The sequence below is a fragment of the Allomesorhizobium camelthorni genome (genome assembly GCF_011045125.1).
Classification (GTDB): domain Bacteria; phylum Pseudomonadota; class Alphaproteobacteria; order Rhizobiales; family Rhizobiaceae; genus Allomesorhizobium; species Allomesorhizobium camelthorni.
The window spans coordinates 1-1,806 of the sequence record NZ_JAAKZF010000225.1 but is presented as its reverse complement, the minus strand read 5'-3'; the positions used below and the strand labels follow the sequence as shown (position 1 = coordinate 1,806).

At 61.8% G+C, this 1,806-nt stretch carries 1 protein-coding gene and 1 pseudogene; one reads left to right on the top strand and one right to left on the bottom strand.

Features of this window, described 5'->3' with window-relative positions; genetic code table 11:
* Positions 1-792: IS110 family RNA-guided transposase (locus tag G6N73_RS35460; RefSeq protein WP_165034506.1), on the top strand; the 792-nt coding region annotated here is incomplete at its 5' end.
* A 278-nt stretch (positions 793-1,070) separates the two neighbouring features.
* Here G6N73_RS35460 and G6N73_RS35455 read toward each other — a convergent pair.
* Positions 1,071-1,731: pseudogene (locus G6N73_RS35455) on the bottom strand (transposase); the annotation flags it as partial.
* Positions 1,732-1,806 lie beyond the last annotated feature (75 nt).

Here is a 1,806-nt window from a genome sequence, read left to right as displayed (position 1 = left end):
GTCAAGCGAGGCAAGAACGATGCGGCGGATGCCGAAGCGCTGTGTGAGGCGATGAGCCGACCGACGATGCGGTTCGTGCCGGTAAAGACAGCCGACAGCCAGGCGGCGTTGATGCTGGCCGGCGTGCGCGACCGGCTGGTCCGCAATCGAACGCAACTCGCCAATGCGATCCGCGGCTATGCAGCCGAGTTCGGTCTGACGGCCGCGAAGGGGATGAGCAAAATCGAACCGTTGCTCGAGCGCATTGCGGCAGACGAGACGCTGCCGGACTTGGCGCGGGAGCTTTTCGCTCTTCACGGCAAGGAATACGCGCAGTTGCAGGTGCAGCTGGAAAAGGTCGATGCCAAGCTGATGGCCTGGCATCGGGCCAATGAATGCAGTCGACGTCTGGCACAAATCCCCGGCGTCGGCCCGATCGGTGCGTCGCTGCTGGTGATGAAGATGACCGCACCTGAGACTTTCCAATCGGCTCGGCACTTCGCCGCCTGGCTCGGCCTGACGCCAAAGGATCACTCTACTGCCGGCAAGGTCAGGCTCGGGATCATTACACGTGCCGGCGACGAAGCCTTGCGCAGCGTGCTGGTGGTCGGGGCCACCGCCGTCATCCGGCATGCCCGATGCGGTCGAGGCACTGTTTCGCCTTGGCTTTTTGATCTGCTCAAGCGCAAACCGCCGAAACTCGCTGCCGTGGCTTTGGCCAATAAGATTGCCCGCATCGCTTGGAAGATGATGGTGACCGGTGAGCCCTACAGGAAAAATGCTGCGACGCTTGCCTTGGCGCACGCCGCATGAAGATCAGACAGCTACGGGGAGCGCCTCTACCGCTACCGTGCTGAGCTGAGGCCGGAACTTGCAAGAGAAGAGGCAGATGGTGTGATCGATCGATCCGAGACGCGAGACACTCCGAAAGAACCATCGGTCGCCACAGGCCGCTAGCGTGTTGGGAACTTGCGTCGCGGAAACCATCTTGGCCAGCGGTCATGTGTGATCGCGCCCACAGGCCGGACATATGATCGCAAGCGATCCGATCAAATAGCTTGCCAGCTTTCTTGCAAGGATGGGGCCGTCCACATATGGTTCTTGTAGCCGAAGGCGGGAATGGCGATGTCGCGCAGCTTGGCCTTGCCCTCCTCGGCAGCCTTGGCTTTCGAGAACTTCACCGTCCAGCGGGCGTCGCGATCCTTCTGGCGCAGCCTGGCCGGCTTCTTCTGCCACTCGTCCGGCACCTTTCCTGCCTTGTTACCGGCCCTTTTCGGCATCGCTGTTGCGTTGCTTCGGCGCCGCCACGATCGTGGCATCCACGATCTGCCCGCCCATCGCCAGATAGCCGGCCTTGCTGAGGTGCTTGTCGAACCGGGCAAACAGGTTCTCCACCGCCCGGGCCTGCGTGAGGTGCTCCCGAAACAACCAGATCGTTTTGGCGTCCGGAACCTTGTCGCCGAGCCCCAGCCCCAGGAACCGCATGAAGGAAAGCCGGTCCTGGATCTGAAACTCGGCCTGATCGTCCGAGAGACTGTAGAGCGCCTGCAGCACCATGATCTTGAACATCATCACCGTATCAAAGGGCGGCCGGCCGCCTTTGGCGCCATCGGAGCGCTTCAGCGCCTTGGCCAGCGGCTTGCGAAACACCTCCCAAGGCACCACCGCGTTCAGCTTCTCCAGTGGATCGCCGGCCTCGCTCAGCCGCACATAACGCTCATCAATGTCCCAGAACCCCGCCTGTCCCCGCATCCAACGCCTCCGAGCAAATCACCAGGCGAAGTGAATCAAAATGCGGTCCCGAATGCGAGGTTTTTCGAGGTGTCC